Annotated in this window: 20 protein-coding genes; 6 read left to right on the top strand and 14 right to left on the bottom strand. The window is 53.2% G+C overall.

Annotated features, from left to right (window positions below):
- Nucleotides 1–55 precede the first annotated feature (55 nt).
- From LX66_RS23125 to LX66_RS23105, 5 genes are all read left to right on the top strand, one after another.
- A complete protein-coding gene (locus tag LX66_RS23125; RefSeq protein ID WP_145717858.1) occupies nt 56–310 on the top strand; it encodes a type B 50S ribosomal protein L31 in 255 nt (84 codons plus the stop codon).
- Between the two features lie 67 nt (nt 311–377).
- On the top strand, nt 378–1,571 hold the full coding sequence (locus LX66_RS23120) for a putative sugar nucleotidyl transferase (RefSeq protein WP_145717857.1): 1,194 nt from the start codon (nt 378–380) through the stop codon (nt 1,569–1,571).
- Nucleotides 1,568–2,329: a triose-phosphate isomerase gene (gene tpiA, locus LX66_RS23115; RefSeq protein ID WP_145717855.1), complete on the top strand. Its 762-nt coding sequence runs from the start codon at nt 1,568–1,570 to the stop codon at nt 2,327–2,329. Before LX66_RS23120 ends, tpiA begins: the two co-directional genes overlap by 4 nt.
- A 206-nt stretch (nt 2,330–2,535) precedes the next feature.
- Entirely contained in the window at nt 2,536–3,153 is a 618-nt protein-coding gene (locus tag LX66_RS23110) for a 2'-5' RNA ligase family protein (RefSeq protein WP_145717854.1), read from the top strand.
- A gap of 368 nt (nt 3,154–3,521) precedes the next feature.
- On the top strand, nt 3,522–3,800 hold the full coding sequence (locus LX66_RS23105) for an acylphosphatase (protein WP_145717852.1): 279 nt from the start codon (nt 3,522–3,524) through the stop codon (nt 3,798–3,800).
- A 19-nt stretch (nt 3,801–3,819) separates the two neighbouring features.
- Here the strand turns inward: LX66_RS23105 and LX66_RS23100 are convergent, their stop codons facing one another.
- The 8 genes from LX66_RS23100 to LX66_RS23065 all read right to left on the bottom strand — a co-directional run bounded on the left by LX66_RS23100 (nt 3,820) and on the right by LX66_RS23065 (nt 13,120).
- The gene (locus LX66_RS23100) at nt 3,820–4,938 is read right to left on the bottom strand and encodes a C1 family peptidase (protein ID WP_145717851.1); all 1,119 of its coding nucleotides are present in this window, start codon (nt 4,936–4,938) and stop codon (nt 3,820–3,822) included.
- Nucleotides 4,939–5,058: 120 nt separating this feature from the next.
- Nucleotides 5,059–7,017, bottom strand: coding sequence for a M56 family metallopeptidase (locus tag LX66_RS23095; protein ID WP_145717850.1), 1,959 nt, complete (start codon nt 7,015–7,017; stop codon nt 5,059–5,061).
- Nucleotides 7,018–7,049: 32 nt separating this feature from the next.
- Nucleotides 7,050–7,442 (bottom strand): BlaI/MecI/CopY family transcriptional regulator, encoded by a 393-nt coding sequence (locus LX66_RS23090; RefSeq protein ID WP_145717849.1) that lies wholly within the window; start codon nt 7,440–7,442, stop codon nt 7,050–7,052.
- A gap of 165 nt (nt 7,443–7,607) precedes the next feature.
- Nucleotides 7,608–8,477 (bottom strand): sterol desaturase family protein, encoded by an 870-nt coding sequence (locus LX66_RS23085; protein ID WP_145717848.1) that lies wholly within the window; start codon nt 8,475–8,477, stop codon nt 7,608–7,610.
- 126 nt (nt 8,478–8,603) lie between these two features.
- Nucleotides 8,604–9,251 carry a hypothetical protein gene (locus LX66_RS23080; RefSeq protein WP_145717847.1) on the bottom strand — a complete coding sequence of 216 codons (648 nt, stop codon included), beginning with the start codon at nt 9,249–9,251 and terminating at the stop codon, nt 8,604–8,606.
- Nucleotides 9,252–9,297: 46 nt separating this feature from the next.
- The gene (locus tag LX66_RS23075) at nt 9,298–10,167 is read right to left on the bottom strand and encodes a DUF4249 domain-containing protein (RefSeq protein ID WP_145717845.1); all 870 of its coding nucleotides are present in this window, start codon (nt 10,165–10,167) and stop codon (nt 9,298–9,300) included.
- Between the two features lie 25 nt (nt 10,168–10,192).
- Nucleotides 10,193–12,571: a TonB-dependent receptor gene (locus LX66_RS23070; protein ID WP_244620489.1), complete on the bottom strand. Its 2,379-nt coding sequence runs from the start codon at nt 12,569–12,571 to the stop codon at nt 10,193–10,195.
- 339 nt (nt 12,572–12,910) lie between these two features.
- A complete protein-coding gene (locus LX66_RS23065) occupies nt 12,911–13,120 on the bottom strand; it encodes a hypothetical protein (RefSeq protein ID WP_145717843.1) in 210 nt (69 codons plus the stop codon).
- 109 nt (nt 13,121–13,229) lie between these two features.
- Between LX66_RS23065 and LX66_RS23060 the strand changes: the two genes are divergently transcribed.
- Nucleotides 13,230–14,246 (top strand): helix-turn-helix transcriptional regulator, encoded by a 1,017-nt coding sequence (locus tag LX66_RS23060; protein WP_158642725.1) that lies wholly within the window; start codon nt 13,230–13,232, stop codon nt 14,244–14,246.
- An 8-nt stretch (nt 14,247–14,254) separates the two neighbouring features.
- Here LX66_RS23060 and LX66_RS23055 read toward each other — a convergent pair whose 3' ends face one another.
- The 6 genes from LX66_RS23055 to nhaA form a co-directional block, all read right to left on the bottom strand.
- Nucleotides 14,255–14,668 carry an Rrf2 family transcriptional regulator gene (locus tag LX66_RS23055; protein ID WP_145717841.1) on the bottom strand — a complete coding sequence of 138 codons (414 nt, stop codon included), beginning with the start codon at nt 14,666–14,668 and terminating at the stop codon, nt 14,255–14,257.
- An 84-nt stretch (nt 14,669–14,752) separates the two neighbouring features.
- The gene (locus LX66_RS23050; RefSeq protein ID WP_145717840.1) at nt 14,753–16,951 is read right to left on the bottom strand and encodes a sodium-translocating pyrophosphatase; all 2,199 of its coding nucleotides are present in this window, start codon (nt 16,949–16,951) and stop codon (nt 14,753–14,755) included.
- A gap of 145 nt (nt 16,952–17,096) precedes the next feature.
- A complete protein-coding gene (locus LX66_RS23045) occupies nt 17,097–18,620 on the bottom strand; it encodes an NAD(P)H-hydrate dehydratase (protein WP_145717838.1) in 1,524 nt (507 codons plus the stop codon).
- A gap of 134 nt (nt 18,621–18,754) precedes the next feature.
- Nucleotides 18,755–19,273 carry a hypothetical protein gene (locus LX66_RS23040; protein ID WP_145717837.1) on the bottom strand — a complete coding sequence of 173 codons (519 nt, stop codon included), beginning with the start codon at nt 19,271–19,273 and terminating at the stop codon, nt 18,755–18,757.
- Nucleotides 19,274–19,432: 159 nt separating this feature from the next.
- Nucleotides 19,433–19,849, bottom strand: a complete 417-nt coding sequence (locus tag LX66_RS23035) for a hypothetical protein (RefSeq protein ID WP_145717836.1) — start codon at nt 19,847–19,849, stop codon at nt 19,433–19,435.
- A 115-nt stretch (nt 19,850–19,964) separates the two neighbouring features.
- Nucleotides 19,965–21,146 (bottom strand): Na+/H+ antiporter NhaA, encoded by a 1,182-nt coding sequence (nhaA, locus tag LX66_RS23030; protein WP_145717835.1) that lies wholly within the window; start codon nt 21,144–21,146, stop codon nt 19,965–19,967.
- Nucleotides 21,147–21,160: the final 14 nt, after the last annotated feature.

Raw genomic sequence — 21,160 nt, 5'->3', positions numbered from 1 at the left:
AAAAATTTCTGTGTTAACTTTGCCGTCCGTATTTAATAATATTTACTATTTGCAGATGAAACAGGGTATCCATCCAGAAAATTATAGGTTTGTTGTATTTAAAGATATGTCTAACGGGTTTAGCTTTTTAAGCCGTTCTACTGCTCCTTCCCGCGAAACTGTTAAATGGGAGGATGGTAACGAATATCCGTTGATCAAGCTGGAAATTTCCAATACTTCCCATCCGTTCTATACCGGGAAGAATGTGTTGGTAGATACTGCCGGCCGTATCGACAAGTTCAAGAAACGTTACGAGAAGAAAGCCAAATAAGCTTTCCGATAAAATATTCTATATCCCACCGGCTTTTGTCGGTGGGATTTTTTATTTTTATCCCTTTATGGAGCGTAACTATATTCTTTTTGACACGCCCGCCCGCGATCTTTTATATCCTTTCACCTATACAAGACCTGTAGCTGCCTGCAGGACTGGCATCCTGACTATCCAGGAGAAATGGGAGCATTGGCTGGGGACCGGCGTAAGTCACTTTACGATGTCTTACCTCCAGGAAAAATATCCATTACGGTTAGGGGCTGCGGACACCATACACGTGCTGATCAGCGGTCATGTGCTGCCAGACAAAGCGCTGGTGGATGCTATTGCAGCGCTGGGGCCGGGGCAGGAACTGTACAAGGACAACCGCTTGCTCGTAAAAGTGGTGCCGGGCAATGAGCTGACCCTGCCCGCCGAAGACCGTAAAAATTATACCGGTGCTGTGTGCAGCATAGAGCTGCCCTGGCACCTGGTTACCATGAACGATAAAGCCATACGGGACGATTTCCAGTTGCTTACCAGCGGCCGGACATCGGCGCCAATACCTGCTACCAACCAGGTAATAGCCCCGGAGAATATTTTTATAGAACCGGGCGCCGTAGTGGAGTGCAGCGTGCTGAACGCCGCTACCGGGCCTATTTATATCGGCAGGAACGCCCAGGTGATGGAAGGTTGCCTGGTCAGGGGACCGCTGGCGCTGGGAGAGGGCGCTACACTGAAAATGGGCGCCAGGATATACGGGGCCACCACGCTGGGGCCGGGCTGTACCGGGGGCGGGGAGATCAAGAATTCCGTGATGTTCGGCTATTCCAACAAGGCCCACGATGGTTACCTGGGCGATGCCGTGATAGGCGAGTGGTGCAATCTGGGCGGCAACACCACCTGCTCTAACATGAAGAACAATGCCGGCCAGGTGAAAGTGTGGATGGAAGCCCGGAAGGACACCTGGGTGGCCGGCCAGAAATGCGGCACGCTGATGGGCGACCTGAGCCGCTGCGGCATTAATACCATGTTGAACACCGGTACCGTAATAGGCGTATCCTGTAATATCTTTGGCGGGGATTTTCCGCCAAAATTCGTCCCTTCTTTTTCCTGGGGTGGCCGGGAAGCGCATTCCGTGTACCGCCTGCAGGAAGCCATGCGGGACGCCGCTGCCTGGATGGCGTTCAAGGGAAAGGAATTGACCGAAGCAGACCGGAAATTACTGGCTGCCGTATACGAATTAGTAAACCATCAAACTAATACACAAGCATTATCATGAGAAAAAAAATTGCAGCGGCTAACTGGAAAATGAACCTTTCCCTGTTGCAGGGAGAACAGTTGATCAATGATATCCTGCAGTCCGGCATCAAGCTGAAGGAAGGACAGGAAGTGGTGATCGCCACGCCTTTCCCCTACCTGCTGAAAGCCAAGACCTTGTTGAAGAACTACCCCGGTTTTTACCTGGGCGCGCAGAACTGCTATTCAGAGAAATCCGGCGCATTTACAGGAGAAGTATCCGCGGAAATGTTGCAATCCGTAGGCGTGGACTACGTGATACTGGGGCACTCTGAAAGAAGGGAATATTTTGAGGAGAGCAATGCCATGCTGGCAAAGAAAATAGATATGGCCCTGGCTTATGGGCTGAAACCCATATTCTGCTGCGGGGAGCCGCTGGAAGTAAGGAAAGCGGAAGGACAGAATGCTTATGTAGCGACGCAACTGGAAGAGAGCCTGTTCCACCTTTCGGCGGAGCAGTTGCAGCAGGTGGTGATCGCCTATGAGCCCATCTGGGCCATTGGTACCGGCTTAACCGCATCTGCCGCGCAGGCGCAGGACATGCACGCCTATATACGCAGCCAGATAGCCGCCAAATACGGCCGGGAAGCGGCTTTGCACCTGAGCATCCTGTACGGCGGCAGCGCCAAGCCTGCCAATGCCGGTGAATTATTTGCCTGCCCGGATGTGGATGGCGGCCTGATAGGCGGCGCCTCCCTGGTGGCCGCGGATTTTACCGCTATTATTGAAAAGTTATCGTAACTATAAAAAGATGCGCAGCTTTGGTAAGAAGCCCGAAGCTTGAATTAAGAAGTAAGAAATGGCGGGTTATACTTCCTACCTCTTATTTCCAGCTTCTTACAAAAGCTGTGCATTTTTTTAGTAAAAAATGCTAAAAAAATTAGTAAATCTGAAAAAAGGTTGTATATTTGTGTGGTCAACAATCGTGAAGGCTAAAATTGTTGGTTATGCAATCAGAAACCTTATTTACAGCACAGGAATCACCGCTTTATGACTACCTGGTAGTGATAAACCCGGATGCGCAGCTTATAGGAGAAGTGCGCATGTTCAAGGAACGGATCGCCCGGGAGCTGGGCATTTTTACCAGTCGTTATTCCAGGGCGCATATCTCCCTGTTCCGTTCCGTATTCCCCGAGAAATTCCAGGATGATTGTATTGACCTGCTGGAAGAGATCGCCCGCAGGCAATCCGGCTTTACGCTATATACTTCCAAGTTCGACCATTTCGATCATGGCAGTGTGAAGCGCACGATCTATGTGAATATCGCCAATCCCAAGCCGGTTGTGGAGCTTAGGAAGCGGATACTGCAACTGTTTGAGCTGAAGCCCAATGATTATAAGCCGCATATTACCGTGGCCAGGGCCATCAGCACCAGTGAGTTTGAAAAAGTATACCCGCAGTTCGACAACCAGTTGTTTGTACGCAGCTTTAGCTGCCGGGGATTTGCGTTATTGCGGAAGCCCGCTGCCGGCGGGGCGTATGAACTGGTAAGAGAATTTACCTTTGGCGCAGCAGCGCACGGAGAAGGCTCCCTGTTTGATTATGCAGCCAATTATGCCGCATAGGATCAGGATTAAGGACCAATATTGTTATCACCATATTTTTCATAGGATATGTTAACCATAAAAGACCGTGTAACCAGAATAATTAATGTCCCCATGTTAACCCTATCTGTTGTTGACCCTACCTGCTGAGTAACAGTAATCGTCAATACCAGGTAACCAGCAATGCCTGCCGGGCTGTTAAGCACAGCCGCCGGAATGCGCTGCCCGTATGTTCTGCTTTGTGCAGGCCATGCCCGGCATGGGGCGCCGGCAGGTGCAGGTAATTGTGAAATGGTTACCTGGTATGGCCAGCAGGTGAATTTTATAATCCGCCGGGTTGTTTGTAGCTTTGAAAGGCAGATGCAGCAGCCGCTGCCCAACCGGAACCTATGGCGAAAATACATAAGGAGATCACTGTAAAAGGAAAGGTCCAGGGCGTTTTTTTCAGGGCCAGCGCCAAACAAATGGCGGAGCAACTGGGCATAGCCGGTCAGGTGAGGAACTTGCCGGACGGCAGCGTATGGATTGCCGCTGAAAGCGAGGAACCTGCTATGGAAGCGTTCATAGCATGGTGCCGGCAGGGGCCTCCGTTGGCCAGGGTGGCCGGCGTGCAACTGGTAGATGCCCCGCTGCAGCATTATAAGACTTTTGAAATAGAAAGATATTAATGAGTGCGCTGCACTCACCTTATTTCGTAACCGCTGCCAACTTTTCTTTTATCGCCTTGTCCAGCGCTGCCTTGGGCACAATGGTGGTGATCGTGTTGATCGCAAAATAAGGCTCCGATACATTTACATACCCTTCAAACGGTCCGCCCGCACCCCAGGAATTTTTTACGATAAAGTAGTCCTTGCCCTTTTTGCTTTTGGCCAGGCCGGTAATATGCATCAGGTGATCGTCCTGGGTCACCAGCTCTTCATACAGGCGCTGCCGGTAAGCCTGGGTAGGTTTTACCTCCGGCAGGTCCGGATCTATAACGCCGTTGGCCGGGCCGGCGTTATCGGCAGGAGAGAGGGCATAGCCTTTTCCGGGCTGCCAGCCCCTGTTGCTCACATCCGCATCCCACATCACGGTATAACCGTTTTGCAGGGCTGTTTTGGTGATCCGGACCAGCTCGTCCAAAGGAACATTGTAATAAGCGCCATTGGAGAAATTATCCGGAACCTCTACAATGAAGGACTGGTAAAAGGGATGGTGGGAAAAGGAGGTGAAATACACATAATCCGCCGGGTTGAAATGTATGACTTCCCTGGCAAAAGTGAGTGGCGTATAAGTGTGACCGTTATAGGCGAAGGTAGCCGGCGGCTTGCCCAGGTACTCGTCCAGTATGGCGGTAAACCGCTGCTCCCAGTTGTCCGGGATCGGTCTTTTTACCTGCAGCAGGCTGTCCAGGTAGCGTTTTAGCTCGCCTATCAGTTGGCTGTGGTTGTGATAGCTGCGGCCGTTAACCAGCCCGCTGTAAGCGCTTTCCGGCATAATGCCGTAAGTGGCCATGGCATGTATCACGTCGTGCCCCAGGCCGCCTTCGTCAAAACGGGCGGAGCCCTGCCGGCGAACGTAGTTCCGGGCCTTCTCGATATAAATATTGCGAACGGTGAACATTTCCGAAAGGTCCATGCCGGGCTCGCCCCGGCGCATACACTCGGATTCTACCAGCGAAGTAACGGAAAAGCACCAGCAGGTGCCGGTCTGGGCCTGGTTTTTTACCGGGGTGGCCGCATTCTTCTTCAGTACGGCTATTTCATTGGTCTGGGCATATGCCGCTGCCGCCAGCAGCAGGGCCAATACGGTTGTTGATACACGCATGGAAAAAGAGGAATTTATGGCCTAAAGATAACGGAACTGCCGAAAAAAGAACGCTACTGCTGTATGAACGGCAGTAGCGTTATCGCGTGGTGTAAATGCAGTGGCTGCGTTGTGCAGTTATCAGTCATTCACATTTACGTTCAGGTTGTCTTTTGATCCCTTGATGGTGATCTCGCCTGCATGGAGGTAGGAGCGGTACTTATCCAGTACGCTGTCCGGCTGGCGGGTACCGTTGATATACAGTTGACCATCTTTCTTTTCAATGGTGAAAGGCTTGCTGCGGTCTATCAGCTTATCGGCCTCCATTTTTTCAATAAGCGTTTTGTATTGCTTGTGGGAGGTTTCGGCGCGTACAGCATGGCGCTGGGCGTTTGCTTCTGCGCGTGCTGCAGCCTGGGCCTTCCTGCCGGCATCCCGCATTTCCGCCCTGGCTTCCGCTACAGCCGCCCGGGCCTCTGCCATGGCTTCCCGCTGAGCTTCCCGGGCCTTGGCTATTTCCTTGCGGATGGCGGCCCTTTCTTCCGGACTGGGGATATGCTGCATGCTCTGTTTAATGATCTGTTCCAGGTCAATGGCGGCCAGGGCGGTCTGGGCGCTCTTCAGTCCCAGCTCTACACTTTGCCGGATCATTTCAGGGTCTACTTTCGCGGATTCCTTCACAGCGGCATCCACCTCTGCATTGATCTTTGCCCAGTCAATGTTCTTCATGGAAGTGGCGATCTGCTCGTTTATTTTATCCCAGTCCACCGCCTTCAGGGCCTGTTCGGTCTGTGCATTGATCTGCTTCCAGTCAATGTTCTTCATAGCCTCCTGCACGGCCTGTTGGGAGGCTTCCTGTGCGGCTCTCATTTTTTCCTGTGCCGTGCGCATTTCTTCCTGCGCGTCCTGCATGGCGGCTGCAGATTCCTCCGTTACATTGTTTATGTCATTGCCTTCCTGCCGGCTGTTTTCTTTTGCAGGAACCGTATCTGTAACAACGGTTTGTACGGCAGGTGATACAAACGGGGCAGGAGTGGCCGCCAGTGCGGCGGTATGGTCATCCTCTTTGGCGGAAGGAGTGATCCAGGCGATGGCAGTCAGGCCTACGGCTATGATCAGCATGGCCATTAATTTCTGGCTATAATTAAGATGTGAGGTCTTCATTTCCATGATGCGTTTAATGCGGTAAAACAAATGTTGTTTATTGTCTGCTGCCGCCATTACCATGGGGTTGGTCGTAAACCGGTATTCTTCCAGGGCCACCAGGGCTTTGGCGTAATGCAGCGGCTGTATGCTATGGGCGATCACCATATCATCGCAGCAGTGTTCCCTTTCCAGGCGGATGTACTTGGAGATCCACCATACAAAAGGATTAAAGAAAAGCGAGGTTTCAACAATGGATTGGAAGATATTCAGTATATAATCATTGCGTTTGATGTGCGCCAGCTCGTGCAGCAGGATGGCTTCCAACTGTTCTGCGCTCAGGTTGTTGAACATGGCGATGGGCAGCAGTATCACCGGTTTCAGGAAACCGATCATCACGGGCACCTGTACGTGCTGGGATACCAGCAGCTTTACCTTCCGCGGTATCCGCAGTTGTTGGATAAGCCTGGCCAGGTAATGTTCCCAGGCTGCGTCCACCGGCATCACCTGCCGTTTCCGGATCTGTCGCAGTTGCGCCAGGTCGGCTACCAACTTGATGCACATTACCCCTACACCTGCCATGTACAGCGCTACCAGTATGGGAAAGCTTGTTTCCAGGTTGGGAAACATCCATACCAGCTCCTGCTGGCCCTGGTAAACGGCGGGTAGCTGCGGCGGGGTGGCGGGTGCTGCTGCGGCGCCGGGCCAGGCAACGGTATCCTGCACCCTGCTGATGGCGGCCAACTGGCGGTACAGGGTAACCAGGAACCAGCCGAATATGCCGGCCAGCGACAGGAAAGACAGGTTGTACTTTATGCTGGAAGTGGCATTGGGCCACAATTTCAGCACTACGCGCAGGCAGGCAAAAACCAGCAGCGCCTGCCAGAGGGAGTGAAGGATGGCCCATCCCAGGGCGGTTACCAGATCTGTAGTGTAGGGAAGGAACATTGCAGCCATGGTAAAATGGTTTTATTGCGGTGAGGCAATATTTACTTTTGTTGTTTTTCTATTTCGTCCAGGTATGCTTTTATCTTTTCCAACTCTTCCGGGGAGGACTTATGATTGCCCAATGCCTGCAGCACCAACTGGGAGGCGGAGCCGTTGAACACGGTGTCTATCATTTTGTCCAGCAGTTGCCGCTGGGTGTTTTCCTGTGATACCACAGCAGCATAGATATGTGTTTTACTGCTGGTATCCCTTTGCAGCAACCCCTTTTCATGCATGATCTGCATGATCTTGAGCGTGGTGGTATAACCGGCATCCTTGATCTTCTCCAGCACTTCGTGCACTTCCCTTACGGTACTGGGCCCTCTTTCCCAAAGTATGCGCAATATTTCCAGCTCGCTTTCGGTAGGTTTGATGTGTTTGCCTGCGGTGCTCATTATGAATGAATTACGATACGTGTCAATGAATATACGAATATCTTCGTAAACAAATGTACGATAGTTTTCGTAAATTCAAAATTAATTCCGGCAGGATAGGATCAGCGGTTCAATTTACCGGCTGAACTGCGGGCACGCTGTATAAATGGTGATGGCGAGGCAGGGTTAGCCCGGGGGATGCTCCTTTCTCAACTGCCGGGTGGTTTTACGGCTGCCGTCATGGCTCCAGCCGGGTGCGTCAAACAGGTAGTGCCAGGCTTCTTTAAAGGAGCGCGCCCGGCGCAGGTCCTTCCAGATGTCCACCCACTCATGGGTGGCTATGCGCAGGGGATTGTAGGTATAAATGTTCCGGGTAAGGCCGTATACCGGCTTTTCCACTTCCGGCGTAAAGGTGCCAAACAGCCGGTCCCAGATGATCAGCACCCCGGCGTGATTGCGGTCCAGGTATTTAATATCCGATGCGTGGTGCACCCGGTGGTGGGAGGGGGTGTTGAAAAACGCTTCTATCCATCCCGGCAACCGCTGAATGGCCTCTGTATGTATCCAGAACTGGTAAATAAGGCTGATGGCCTGCATGCTCATGACCATCACCGGGTGGAAGCCCAGCAGCGGCATCCATGCCCAGAACAGGAAGGTGCCGGTAAAATTGCCGGTCCAGGTCTGGCGCAGGGCAGTAGCCAGGTTATACTTACGGGAAGAATGGTGGATCACATGCGAGGCCCAGAAAAAGCGCACGGTATGGCTAACACGGTGAAACCAGTAATAGCTGAGATCATCTGCAAAGAAGCACAATACCCAGGCCCACCATACAAAGCCGGGGGTGAACAAGCGGTACTGGTATACAAAGCTGTACACGCCGAAGATAATGGCTTTGGTGAACAGGCCCAGGAACACATTCCCCAATCCCATGGCAATGCTGCTGAACGCATCTTTCGGCTCATACAGGTCTTTCTTCTCCACTACCGAAAAGATCACTTCCGCCAGCAGCAGCAGCACAAAGCCGGGAATTGCGTAATGGATAAGGTTAGGGAACATGTACTAATTTAAGTAAAAAAGAAAAAAGTAAAAAGCATAATAGCGGCGTTGCAATGCAATAACAAAAAGGCAGCGCTTTCAATGAAAGGCTGCCTCCGGATTTTTTAATTTTTAATTTTTTACTTTCTAAAACTTCCCGGCCTTGATCGCGAATTTGAAGGCAGGACCGCCCAGGTCACTGTCTGATACGCCCGGCGTATCGGAGCCCTGTACAAAACGGTAGCTGCCGCCGGCGCTGATCCGCAGGAAAGTGGTGAGGTTTACCTCTACGCCTACAAAAGGCTCCGCCACAAAAAAGCCGCTGCCGTCATACCAGCCGTCCCCGTCGTGGTGGTCATCATCCCAGCGATCGTACCACTTGCCTTCCCTTCTGCCTACGCCGCCACCGCCCAGCAGGGCGCCGGCGGACCAGTGCACCAGCTTGCTGGAATTAAAGATGTATTCTCCCATCAGGCCGGTATACCAGCATTGCAGGTATTCCTTCCGGTCATTCGGAATGGTGGGGTGGGGCTCCTCAATGTTATTGGCGAGGCCGTACCCTGCAGCGCCCAGCATGATCTTGTGGTTCAGCAGCACGCCGCCCTCTATGCCGGTCAGTACGCCCAGTTTGTCGTTCATGGGGGTAAGCTTTCCTACTACCGCGCCGTATCCGCCAATGGATACTTTTTTGTTGCCTGATTTTTTGTTGGAGAAAAGTGTTTCCATCTGCGCATGCTGCGCCCATGCCTGCTGTGCTGTAATCAGCACCAGCAGCGCCAGTACTATCTTTTTCATATTGAGAGGTGGTTTTTTGGGAGAATTAATAATTGTTCATTATTAATTATTCAATGGTCCTTTCTTTAAAACTTACCGCGGAAGTGCCGAACCAGCCCAGCAGCTTTTGCTTGCCGTTAGGCGTAATATTCACCATATTGGGACGAATATTTTCCAGCACCCTGGCAAACAGTCCGCCGCTATCCAGTTGGTCTACTACCTGGCGGATAAATTCATAGCTGGGCTTACTCAGCGAGGCGATCCGTGCGATCACTTTTTCTCCCTGCTGGTAAGGTTTATCTTCGTCCGTAATGCCTTCCTGCAGCGGATCTATGAAGTTCCAGCCGTCTGCCACGCCTTCGTTAAAGGCGCCGTTGATGGCGTACATATCCGTGTTCCGGTTGGAGCGGTCATTGCGGTAGGAGCGTATCCAGTAATAATCATCTCCGCCGGCAATGTCCTTGGCGTGCATATCCGCATAGTAACCTTCCTCGCCGCTTTGGGCATCTTCCGCCGTTTTAAATTTGTAGGAGATGGAGTCGATCACCGGCACTCTTTTGATGGTGTCCGTTGCTTCAAAGGTCTCTCCCTTGTACTCCACCCGCAGTTTGTAAACGTGGCCCACCACGCCTATGCTCTGGTCGCCGCCCGGATCGTAACGGTAGGCGCCGTCGCTGAAAGCAAAGGGATAGCTTCTGTCGGCGGTAACGTCTTCCAGGGTGATAACGGCATCCGAAATGATGGGCGCCGGCGTATTATCCGTATAGGAGGTAACGGATTGTGTAAGCCTGATCTCCTGCGGGCCGGCTTCATCGGTGATCCAGGCATCCAGTACCGGGTAGGATTTACCGGTGGCAATATCCAGGTCTATGGTATCCTCGCAGGCCGTAAAACCGGCGATCATGGCTAATAATATGCTGAAGCGTATGTGTTTCATCTGTTAATTTGTTTGACTGTTTAGATTACCATTTAAAGTTGTATGTAATACCCGGCATAATGGAGCCTATGATGGACAGGCGTACCGCTTCCCTTTTATTCGGATCGTCCTCATTCTGCTGGAAGTAAATGGTATAGGCGTTCCTGCGGGCGTACACATTGTACAGTGAGAACACCCATTCTCCCTGCCAGCGTTTCTTTTGCCTGCCCTTAAGGGTAAACGAAAGATCGAGGCGGTGGAAGGCCGGCAGGCGGTAGTTGTTGCGCTTGTCCGTGCTGTTGTACGGAATATCCCAGTCCTGGTACTCCAGGCGGCTGTCAGCAAAGGTAGCCGGTGTACCGGAAGCATATACGAAATTGGCGGAAAGAGAAGTGCGCTTGGAAAACTCGCGGGTGGCCACCAGGTTCAGGTTATGGGTACGGTCATAACGGTTCAGGAACCATTCGTTCTGGCTGATGCCCTGTGTTTTGCGCTCCGTGCGGGACAGCGTATAGCTTACCCAGCCGGTGGTTTTGCCCACTTCTTTTTTGGCGTACAGCTCTATACCGTAGGCGCGTCCTTCGGAAGGCAGCAGGTCTGCCTCTATGTACTGGTTTAGCTGCAGGTTGGCGTTGTCAATATAATCCACCTGGTGGTCCATGGTTTTGTAGAACACTTCTGCAGATGCTTCAAACAGGTTGGAAGGCGCATTGTAGAAATATCCCAGGGTATACTGGTCCGCTACCTGCGGCTCTATGTTGTTGGTGCTGGGCGTCCATATATCCAGCGGAGTAGGGGAGGCGGTGTTGGACAGTTGGTGCATGAACTGCGTGGTGCGCGCATACGCCGCCTTTACCGCGTGATTGTCTGAAATGGTGTATTTGGCACTGATCCTGGGCTCAATATAGTAATACCCTTTGATCAGCTCATTGGTGCCATATTCTTTGGAATCTACCAGGCGCCTGCGTGCGCCGGGCGTGGTATCATTGTAATAGTAGGCGGTGCCTTTGCCCAGGTACTGGTAGGCGGAGAAACGTACGCCATACTGTACGCCGAACTTGTTATTGGGCTTGTATTCATGATCCAGGTACACGGCGGACTCCAGGGCGTGCTGGTCATTCAGCTCCACTACGCTTTCTTCCGTACCTTCCTGCGTGCCGGTGCCTTTACCGGGCTTGAAGGTGTAGTAAATGCCCTGTACGCCAAAGTGCAGGCTGTTTTTGGAGCTCAGGTAATAAGTAAAGGAAGGCTTAACGCCGTAGTTGATGATATTGGAGGTCCAACTGGAGTTCTGGGAAGGCTCGTTCGCTTCTTTATCAGACTCGTTGCCGAACTTCAGGCTGTAATCATACTTGCTGTAGAAGGTGGTCAGGTTCAGGAACAGGCGGTTGCTGAACACGTGGTTCCAGCGAACGGTGCCGGTGGTGTTGCCCCAGTTCATATTCACATCCCCGCCGAAGCCGAACACGTCGCGGCCCAGGTAGCCGCTTACAAAGAGCGTATTGTTCCTGTTCAGCTTGAAATTGGCCTTGGCGGTGATATCATAGAAGTACAGCTTGGTGTCTGCCATATCGCCGCTCAGGAAGGGCTTCATCAGCACGTCTATATAAGACCGGCGGGCTGCCACTATGAAGGAGGATTCGTCTTTTTTGATCGGTCCTTCCACGGCCAGGCGGCTGAAGATGTTGCCGATACCACCGGTAAGGCCCAGGCGCTGGTTGTCGCCGTCCTTCATCCGGATATCCAGCACGGAGGAGGTACGGCCGCCGTATTCCGCAGGGAAACCGCCCTTGATAAGATTCAGGCTTTTTACCGCGTCCGGGTTGAAGATGGAGAAGAAGCCCAGCATGTGGGTAGAGTTGTACAGCGGGGCTTCGTCCAGCAGGATGAGGTTCTCATCTGTAGCGCCGCCGCGCACGTTAAAGCCGTTGGCGCCCTCGCCCACGGTAGTTACGCCGGGCAGCGTCTGTATAGATCGCAGCACGTCCACTTCGCCCAGGAAGGTGGGCAGTTTCTTCATCTGTGCAATATCCAGCCGGTTGATGCTGGTGCTCAGGGTGTTCACCGCCTTTTCGTGCTTGCCGCTTACCACTACTTCGCTAAGCTGGCTGCTGGATTTTTCCAGCTTGATGTCCAGGTGCTGGTTGCCGGTAAGGTTCACCGTTTTTTGCTGTGATGCATAGCCGATGTAGGAGAACTGCAACTGATGCTCCCCGGCGGGCAGGGTAAGGGAATAGAAGCCATATTCGTTGGTAACGGTGCCGATGCTGGTACCTGCTTTGGAAACAGAGATACCGATCAGGCTTTCGCCATTCTGTTCGTCCTTTACATAACCACTGACAGTAAAACGTTGTTGCGCTTTTAATGCCTGTACCTGCAGGAGGATACATCCAAGTGACATTAACAAGAAAAGGTGCTTTTTCATTCGTTTGATCATTTATCTTTTAAAGGTCTCATGGAACCTTGCGTTTACATCCCAGTCCAGTTAGCTACAATACGCGCGGTTTCATATAAATTTTATATATATGTGCTTTGTAAGACGGTCTCCCCACTGTATTTATTTTAGAAAGGCCGGATTATTTTATTGTTCCGAATATATGACGGGGGAGGATGGGGCTACCCCTATTTGGGGCGTGAAATTTTTGGAGGAGGAGAGATTGATGTGCAGATGTGCGGATGTGCAAATGTGCAGATCATGCAGCGAATGAGCACATTGGTTTAGAAATTTGCACATCCGCATATCCGCACATCTGCACATTAAAATTTAATCCAGCAGGTCGCAATGATATCCCAGGCGCTTTACAAAGGCTATAATGGCTTCTTCGCCCAACTGGGGGCTTACAATACGCAGCACCCTGTCGCAGTCGTCAATATCCACGCTGCAGGCTACCACGCTAAAGTTGGCCCTGATCTCATCAATCACCTTATCCTTATCCTGGAGGGTGTTGATGTTGGTCCTAAATATTCCTATCATGGTTACGGCTTTTTTTAAGTATTTCGGAATATTTTTGCACAAATTTGGGCCGTTCCTGCAAAAAACTGTTGCATTTAAAGGATTAAAATTTATACTAAACGGATTTTTTATGCCCTTCATTGTCACGAACGATTCCAGGAAGGAGTTATTCCGGGAGGATAAGCTGCTGACTGCACAGGAGTTGCAGAGCTCTACTATTGTAGAGGAGGAAAAGCAGATGAAATATGCTTTCGGGGAGGCCCGGTACCGGGAGTTGTATTTTGACGGGCTGCATATAGGCTATGGCCGCGCAAAGGTGTATGAGAACCTGCACATCGCGGCGGAAATGCCGGAATCACCCACGCTGGTGTCGCTGCATTTTGTGCTGCAGGGACATTTTATCGCTCATTTACCCGGCAGGTCCGGCTGCCACTACTATGCGCTGGAGCATAACCTGGTATATAATCCCGAGCTGCTGGAAGCGGCGGAAATAAAGAAACAGGACGGCATTGAAATGGTAGGGCTGAGCCTTACCAAAGAGCGCTTCCTGGAACTGGCGGAAAACAACGGCGATGTGCTGAACCGCCTGGGAGAGCGCGTGGCCGGCAACAAGCTGGTGTTCCTGAACAGGTATGGCAACCAGCCGATCACGCACAGCATGCTGCGGGTACTGGACGAGATCCGGCACTGCCAGTTCCAGGGCGGCATCAAAAAGCTGTTCCTGCAGTCCAAGGTGCTGGAACTGCTGGCCCTGCAATGTGAGCAATACGAGCGGTCCGCACCGGGCGGCCGCCTGCAGGCGGTAACCCCGCTGTCTGCTACAGACCGGGACAAGATCTACCACGCAAGGGAGCTGCTGCTGGGCGCTGTGCAGCAACCGCCTTCCCTGCGGGAGCTGTCCCGGCAGGCCGGGCTGAACGAGTTCAAGCTGAAAACAGGTTTCAAGAAAGTATTTGACAACACGGTATTTGGCTACCTGAACGACTACCGCCTGGAACAGGCCCGGGAATTGTTGCTGCAGCAGCAACATACTCCCATCTCCGCCATAGCGGAGGAACTGGGCTATTCTTCCCCCCAGCATTTCTGCAACGCTTTCAGGAAAAAATTCGGCGTTAGCCCCGGCAAGTCCCGGAGAACAGATGGATAAGGAGCCGTTCAGGAAACGAACTGCTTGCTGAATGCCGCCAGGGTCACTTTTTTCAGGCGGTTGTAGATGGTCAGGTCTATTTCGGTGAACAGGTCGTCCAGGGCGTTATTAATGCCCTTTCCTACGGGGCACAGGGGATTGGGCAGGTTAGGGGAGAAGCCGAACACGTGGTCCTCTTTTACGGCCTGGAATACTTCCGACATGCGGATCTGCGAGGCTGGCTTGCGCAGGCGGCTGCCACCGCTCTTCCCTTCTTTGCTTTCCACCAGGCCGGCTGCCCGCAGGGCGCTCAGCTCTTTCCGCACCAGCGCGGGGTTGGCGTTCATGGAGCCGGCAATATACTCCGATGACGTCCACTCCTCCTCGCTCATACTCAGCAAGGTCAGTATATGTACGGAAATGGCGAATTTGCTTTTGATCATTCTGTAATAAATTGCATTACAGTACAAAGATACAGATTAATGTGCGGATATGCAGCTACGCTGCCTGCATACCCGCACATGGTATCATTTCTTTACTACTGCCTCTTTAAGGTGGTGGTGCTGCGCTACCTGCTCTACCGGGTGCTTTTGCTGCCTGGCGGCCGCAGTGGTGTCATTACCGTGCAGTTCCGCCAGGGTAGGCGCAATTACCAGGGACACGATAGACATCAGCTTGATCAGGATGTTCATGGAAGGGCCGGAAGTATCCTTGAAGGGATCGCCTACGGTATCGCCGGTAACAGAGGCCTTGTGCGGCTCCGATTTTTTATAGAAGGTTTCACCGTTTATTTCCACGCCTTTCTCAAATGATTTTTTGGCATTGTCCCAGGCGCCGCCGGCATTGTTCTGGAACATGCCCATTAACACGCCGCTTACGGTAGCGCCGGCCAGCATGCCGCCCAGTACCTCGGGGCCGAAGATGAAGCCTACTGCCAGGGGCGTGATCAGCGCAATGGCGCCGGGCAGCAGCATTTCCCGGATGGAAGCCTGGGTGGAGATAGCCACGCATTTCTCATATTCCGGTTTTCCCTTGCCTTCCATAATGCCGGGTATTTCGCGGAACTGCCGGCGCACTTCCTCTACCATGGCCATGGCGGCGCGGCCCACGGCAGCAATGGCCAGGGAGGAGAAGATGAAGGGAATCATGCCGCCCACGAACAGGCCAGCCAGTACATTGGCTTTATAGATGTCTATGCTGTCAATTTTTGCAATGCCCACAAAGGCCGCAAACAGGGCCAGCGCGGTCAGGGCGGCGGAGGCAATGGCAAAGCCTTTACCCGTGGCGGCGGTGGTGTTGCCTACGGCGTCCAGGATGTCCGTTTTTTCGCGCACGTCCTTGGGCAGCTCGCTCATTTCAGCGATACCGCCGGCATTGTCCGCAATGGGGCCAAAGGCGTCAATGGCCAGTTGCATGGCAGTAGTGGCCATCATGCCGGCGGCTGCAATTGCCACGCCGTAGAGGCCGGCAAAGGCATAAGAGCCATAAATGCCGCCTGCCAGCACCAGTATGGGCAGCAGGGTAGATTCCATACCTACAGACAGGCCGCCGATGATGTTGGTGGCATGGCCGGTGGCGGACTGGCGGATGATGGAGCGCACAGGGCGTTTGCCCATGGCCGTGTAGTATTCCGTGATGATGCTCATCAGGGTGCCCACTACGAGGCCTACCGCGATGGCGCCAAATACGCCGTTCTTGGTAAATTCATAGCCGCGCAGGCTCATGGCATCCGGCAGCAGCCATTGTACCAGGAAATAAACGGCAATAGCTGTCAGTATAATGGAGCCCCAGTTGCCCATATTCAGGGCTTTCTGCACCACTTCCGTTTTCAGCCCCGCTTTATCGCTTATTTTAACGAAGAAAGTACCAATGATAGAGAAGATAATGCCCATGCCGGCTATCAGCATCGGCAGCAGGATGGGAGCGATCCCCCCAAAGTTGTCCACGGACAGGGTTTCAGCGCCCAGCACCATGGTAGCCAGCACGGTAGCTACATAGGAGCCGAACAGGTCGGCGCCCATGCCGGCCACATCGCCTACGTTGTCGCCCACGTTATCCGCAATGGTGGCGGGGTTGCGCGGATCATCCTCCGGGATGCCGGCTTCCACCTTACCTACCAGGTCGGCGCCTACATCGGCGGCCTTGGTATAGATACCGCCGCCTACGCGGGCAAACAGCGCAATGCTTTCAGCGCCGAGGGAGAAGCCCGTAAGCACCTCGATGGTCTTGATCATTTCCTGCGTATTGGCGGCAGCGCCGAAATAGGTTTTCAGGATGATGAACAGCGCGCCCAGGCCCAGTACGGCCAGGCCGGCCACTCCCATACCCATTACAGAACCGCCCGTAAAGGACACCTGCAGGGCCTTGGCCAGGCTGCTGCGGGCCGCCTGCGCCGTGCGCACATTGGCCTTGGTGGCAATGCGCATGCCGATAAAACCGGCGGTGGCGGAAAATACAGCCCCTATAATGAAGGCCAGGGCGATGGTCCAGTCGGAATTCTCATGAGAGGCGCCCATATACCCCAGCAGCAATGCGGCGATTATTACGAAGTAGGTCAGTATTTTGTATTCAGCTTTCAAGAATGCCATAGCGCCTTCGGCTATATGTTTGGCGATCTCCGTCATTCTTTCGTTACCGGCATCCTGGCGTACTACCCAGGCGCTTCTTAGTGCAGTAAACAGTAAGGCAATTAATCCAAAACATGGAACGAGGTATACGATACTCATATAAGCGATTTTAAAATATACAAGGTTGACAAAAATAGTGTTTCCAGTTTTATTTTGCTAATGTCAATTTATTGTGCGGGCTTTGCGCTGCAAGCCTTCAGCAATAAGGGGTTTCAGGGCTCAAAGTACAGACAGAACCGGCTCTCTAAAGTTGGAGGAACGCGGGCCCCAAACAATCGATAATGGTTTCGGCCGTCATGGCCTCCTGCGACAGGCGGGCAGCGGCGATATCGCCGGCCAGTCCGTGCAGGTAAGCGCCCAGCAGCACGGCTGCCTTGGGCGCATATCCCTGGGCCAGCAGGGCGGTAAGTATGCCGGTAAGCACATCGCCGCTGCCGCCGGTAGCCATACCGGGGTTGCCCGTAGCATTGAAATATACCGCGCCATCCGGGCAGGCGATGGCGGTGTACCGGCCTTTGAGCAGGATGTACAACTGCAGTTGCGTGGCCTGCTGCGACAAGCGCTCCAGCCGTTCAAAGTCATTCCGGGTGCTGCCAAATATACGCTCAAACTCCTTAGGATGCGGCGTAAGCAGGGAACCGGGCGGTATGCGGGATAACAGGAACGGGTACGCGGCCATGATATTGAGCGCGTCCGCATCTATTACCACCGGCTGCTGGTATTGCTCCAGCAGCAGCTCCAGCGCTTTGGCCGTAGCCGTGGCGGTGCCCAGGCCGGGGCCAATGCCGATGGTCTTGTACTTTACCGCTTCCGCGGGGGACAGCCCCTCGTGAAAGTGCGCGCTGTAGGCTTCCTGCGGATCAGTGATGCACATGGCGCAGGGCGCGCTGATCTGCATTACCAGGTAGCCGCACTGCGGCACATGGCAGGTGAGCAGCCCCACGCCGGCATGCAGGCAGGCTTGGGCGCTCAGCACGGCCGCGCCCATTTTACCATAGCTCCCGGCCACCAGCAGTGCGTGGCCAAAAGTGCCCTTGTGCGCAAAGGGCTGGCGGGGCTGGTAAATGGTGCGCATCATGGCGGCATCCGTTACATGGAACCGTGCAGGCGTTTGCGTAAGGTACGCCGGGTGCAGGCCTATGGACAGGATGTACACCTGGCCGGTGCGGGCGGCATTTTCCGGCATCAGCAGGGCCAGCTTGTACACCTCGAAGCTCAGGGTATGATGGGCGTGCACTACGGGCATCAGCACGGAAGAGGCGTCGGCCAGCAGGCCGGAAGGCAGGTCTATGGCAATAACGGTGTGCCGGGCCTGCAGGTCATTCAGCTTGTGCACGATGCCGGTCATCCAGCCCTCTATTGGCCGGCTCAGGCCGGTGCCGAAAATGGCGTCTACTATAATGCTGCCGGCGGGCAGCTCTGGGAAATCGGTCACCGCATGAATATCGTATAGGCTTTGCGGATACTGCCGCTCCAGGGCCTCCCGGTTGGCCTGGTGGTCTGCAGAAGCCTTGCTGCTGTGGTGCAGTACGCAGGCAGTAGCCTGGTAGCCTTTATCCTGCAGCAGCCGGGCGATCACCAGCCCGTCTCCGCCATTGTTGCCCATTCCGCAGAAAATATAGCAGGGCCGGCTGGCATCAAAGTGGCCATACAGCCACTGGGCGCAGGCACCGGCCGCCCTTTCCATCAACTGCAGGCTGCTGATGGGCTCATGCCTGATGGTATAAGCATCTGCTTCACGGATCTGTGCGGCAGAGAATATTTTCATTCGTTAATACAGGTCTTTTTACAGCCAAGTATATAAAAATACGATAAAAGGGCATACGCGCGGCCGGTATAAAACAAAAAGCCGGCTGCCTCGAGAATATTCGCGGCAACCAGCTTTTGCTTTTTATTTTTTCCTTACTTGAACGTATACCTCACGGAAAAGCCACCGATCTGCTCTCCGAAGAAGTTGTGCCCGCCGGTGAAGTTCACGTAGGGCTTCAGGTCGGCGCTCAGGTTCAGCGGAATGTTCCTGAAGGTGTACTCCACCCCGATAATACCGTCCATACCGGCAGTAAAGTAGGTGCCGTCATCAAAGCCATCGTCCGCCCAGCGGTCACGGTCAAAATCACGCTTGTCGTAGAAGCCAACATGGGCGCCGCCGCCGGCGTACATTACCCATTCGCGCTGGCCGAAAACATTCCAGTGGTATTCATACAGGCCGGTAAAGGTGGCATTGGCGCGTTTGTCGTAGTTGGTAAACGCCAGGCCCTCAATGGCATGAGGTCCCTTAATAAAATGCTTGATAGTGAAGCCAATGATCCAGGGATTGGTCCTGGCGCCCAGGGCCGTCTCGTAGTTAGCAGGAGACCGCTGCGCACTTGCCTGTAATGTCAGCAGGGCAAATAAGCCCAGTAAGAATGCCGCTCTTTTCATCTGTTAATATTTGATTTGTTTTTCTTGGTTACCAGATGGAACCTCGCATGAATTTGTCCCGGCGGGAGTTTCGCAAGCTCGGTTTCATTTGTTTGTTATTGTTTGAATGTTAAGTGGTTTGATGGTTCCTTGCTATATGGTTCGTCGCCTGGCGTGCTATCACCTGTTCAGCGTATACCTGACGGATACCGCAAAAGAAGCCAGGTCTGAAGGTGTGGTAAAATGTACGGCCGGTTTCCAGTCCAGGCTCAGGTTCAGCGGAATATTTGTAAAAGTATAATCCAGGCCGGCTATGCCGTCAAAGCCCGCAATAAACCGGGTGTTCCCGTCTATGCGCCGGGAACCGAGGTGGGCGCCGCCGCCCACATACCAGGCAAAGCCGGGCACCGTAAGGGCAGACAGGTCAAAATGACGTTCATATAAGCCCGTTACCGTAAAAGTCTGGTTATAGATCCCGGCAATGCCTTCCACGGCATTGGCATCGTCAAAAAAATAACGGGCGGTAGCCCCCAGCGGTAAGCCCAGCCGGATACCTACCTGCGGATTGCCTTTAGACTGTGCTTGCAGATCCTGCATAAATGCCCAAAGCAGTATGGTTAGCAATATTATTTTGTTCATTGTGGTATAAGGATATTTCACAATAACAATGCCAAGATATTTAAATTTACCTGCAAGCGTATCTGCTGTACCATCACGCTTTGGTCTTCAACAGCTTCAGGAACAGGTAGCCGGCCACCCCTGCCAGCAGGGAAGCGGCCATCACAGACATCTTGGAGATGATCTGCAGCTCGGCTTCTTTATAGGCCAGGGTAGAGATAAAGATGGACATGGTAAAGCCGATGCCCGCTATCATACCCGCGCCCAGCAGTTGCATCCAGGTGGTTTGCTGGGGCAATGCCGCCAGTTTAAACCGGGTGGCTGCAAAGGAGAACAGGAAGATGCCCAGGGGCTTGCCCAGCACCAGCCCGGCCAGGATGCCGTAGCTCACATGGGAGCTGAAAGCCTGTCCCAGGTTTTCCGGGAACACGATGGCGGTATTGGCCAGGGCAAATATGGGCATGATCAGGAAGTTCACAGGGTCGTGCAGGTTATGCACAAAGGCCGATATTTTGGGCAGCGGGATGCAGAAAGCCACCAGCACACCGGCGATAGTGGCATGAATACCGGAATTGAAAACGCAGTACCACAGCACAATACCGGGTATTATATACAGGATGAGCCGCTGCACCTTGAACAGGTTCAGGGCGATGAGCAGGGCCAGCATGCCGGCCCCGATCAGCAGGTAAAGCATCTGCAGGTGATCGGTATAAAAGAGGGCGATGGCCAGTATGGCGCCCAGGTCGTCAATAATGGCCAGGGCCATCAGGAATATCTTCAGGTTTACCGGCACGCGCTTGCCTACCAGGGACAGGATGCCCAGCGAAAAAGCGATGTCCGTAGCCATCGGGATGCCCCAGCCATGCACATGACCGGTGCCGGCATTGAAGGCCACAAAAATAAGCGCCGGGCATACCATGCCGCCTACCGCTGCCAGCGCCGGTAGCATGGATTTGCGGATGGAGGACAGCTCGCCTACAGTGAGCTCGCGTTTTATTTCCATGCCCACCAGGAAAAAGAAGAAGACCATGAGGCCGTCGTTGATCCAGTGCAGGAGGGTATGGGGCAGGTGCCAGCCGTCCGGGGAGTGTACTTCCGTTGCCCAGAACTGCAGGTATTGCGCCTGGTAGGGCGAATTAGCCGCTACCAACGAAATAATAGTACAAATGATCAATACAATGCCTACTGCCCGGCTGTCCTTGAAGAATTCATAAATAGGAGAGAGCAGTTGTTGTCTGAACTTTTTGATCTTATTATCTACTGACGCTTTTATCATGCCACTTTATTTAA

This window comes from Chitinophaga japonensis (assembly GCF_007830125.1).
Classification (GTDB): domain Bacteria; phylum Bacteroidota; class Bacteroidia; order Chitinophagales; family Chitinophagaceae; genus Chitinophaga; species Chitinophaga japonensis.
Note: the sequence above shows the minus strand (reverse complement) of the source record. Positions and strands in the feature narration are given on the sequence as shown.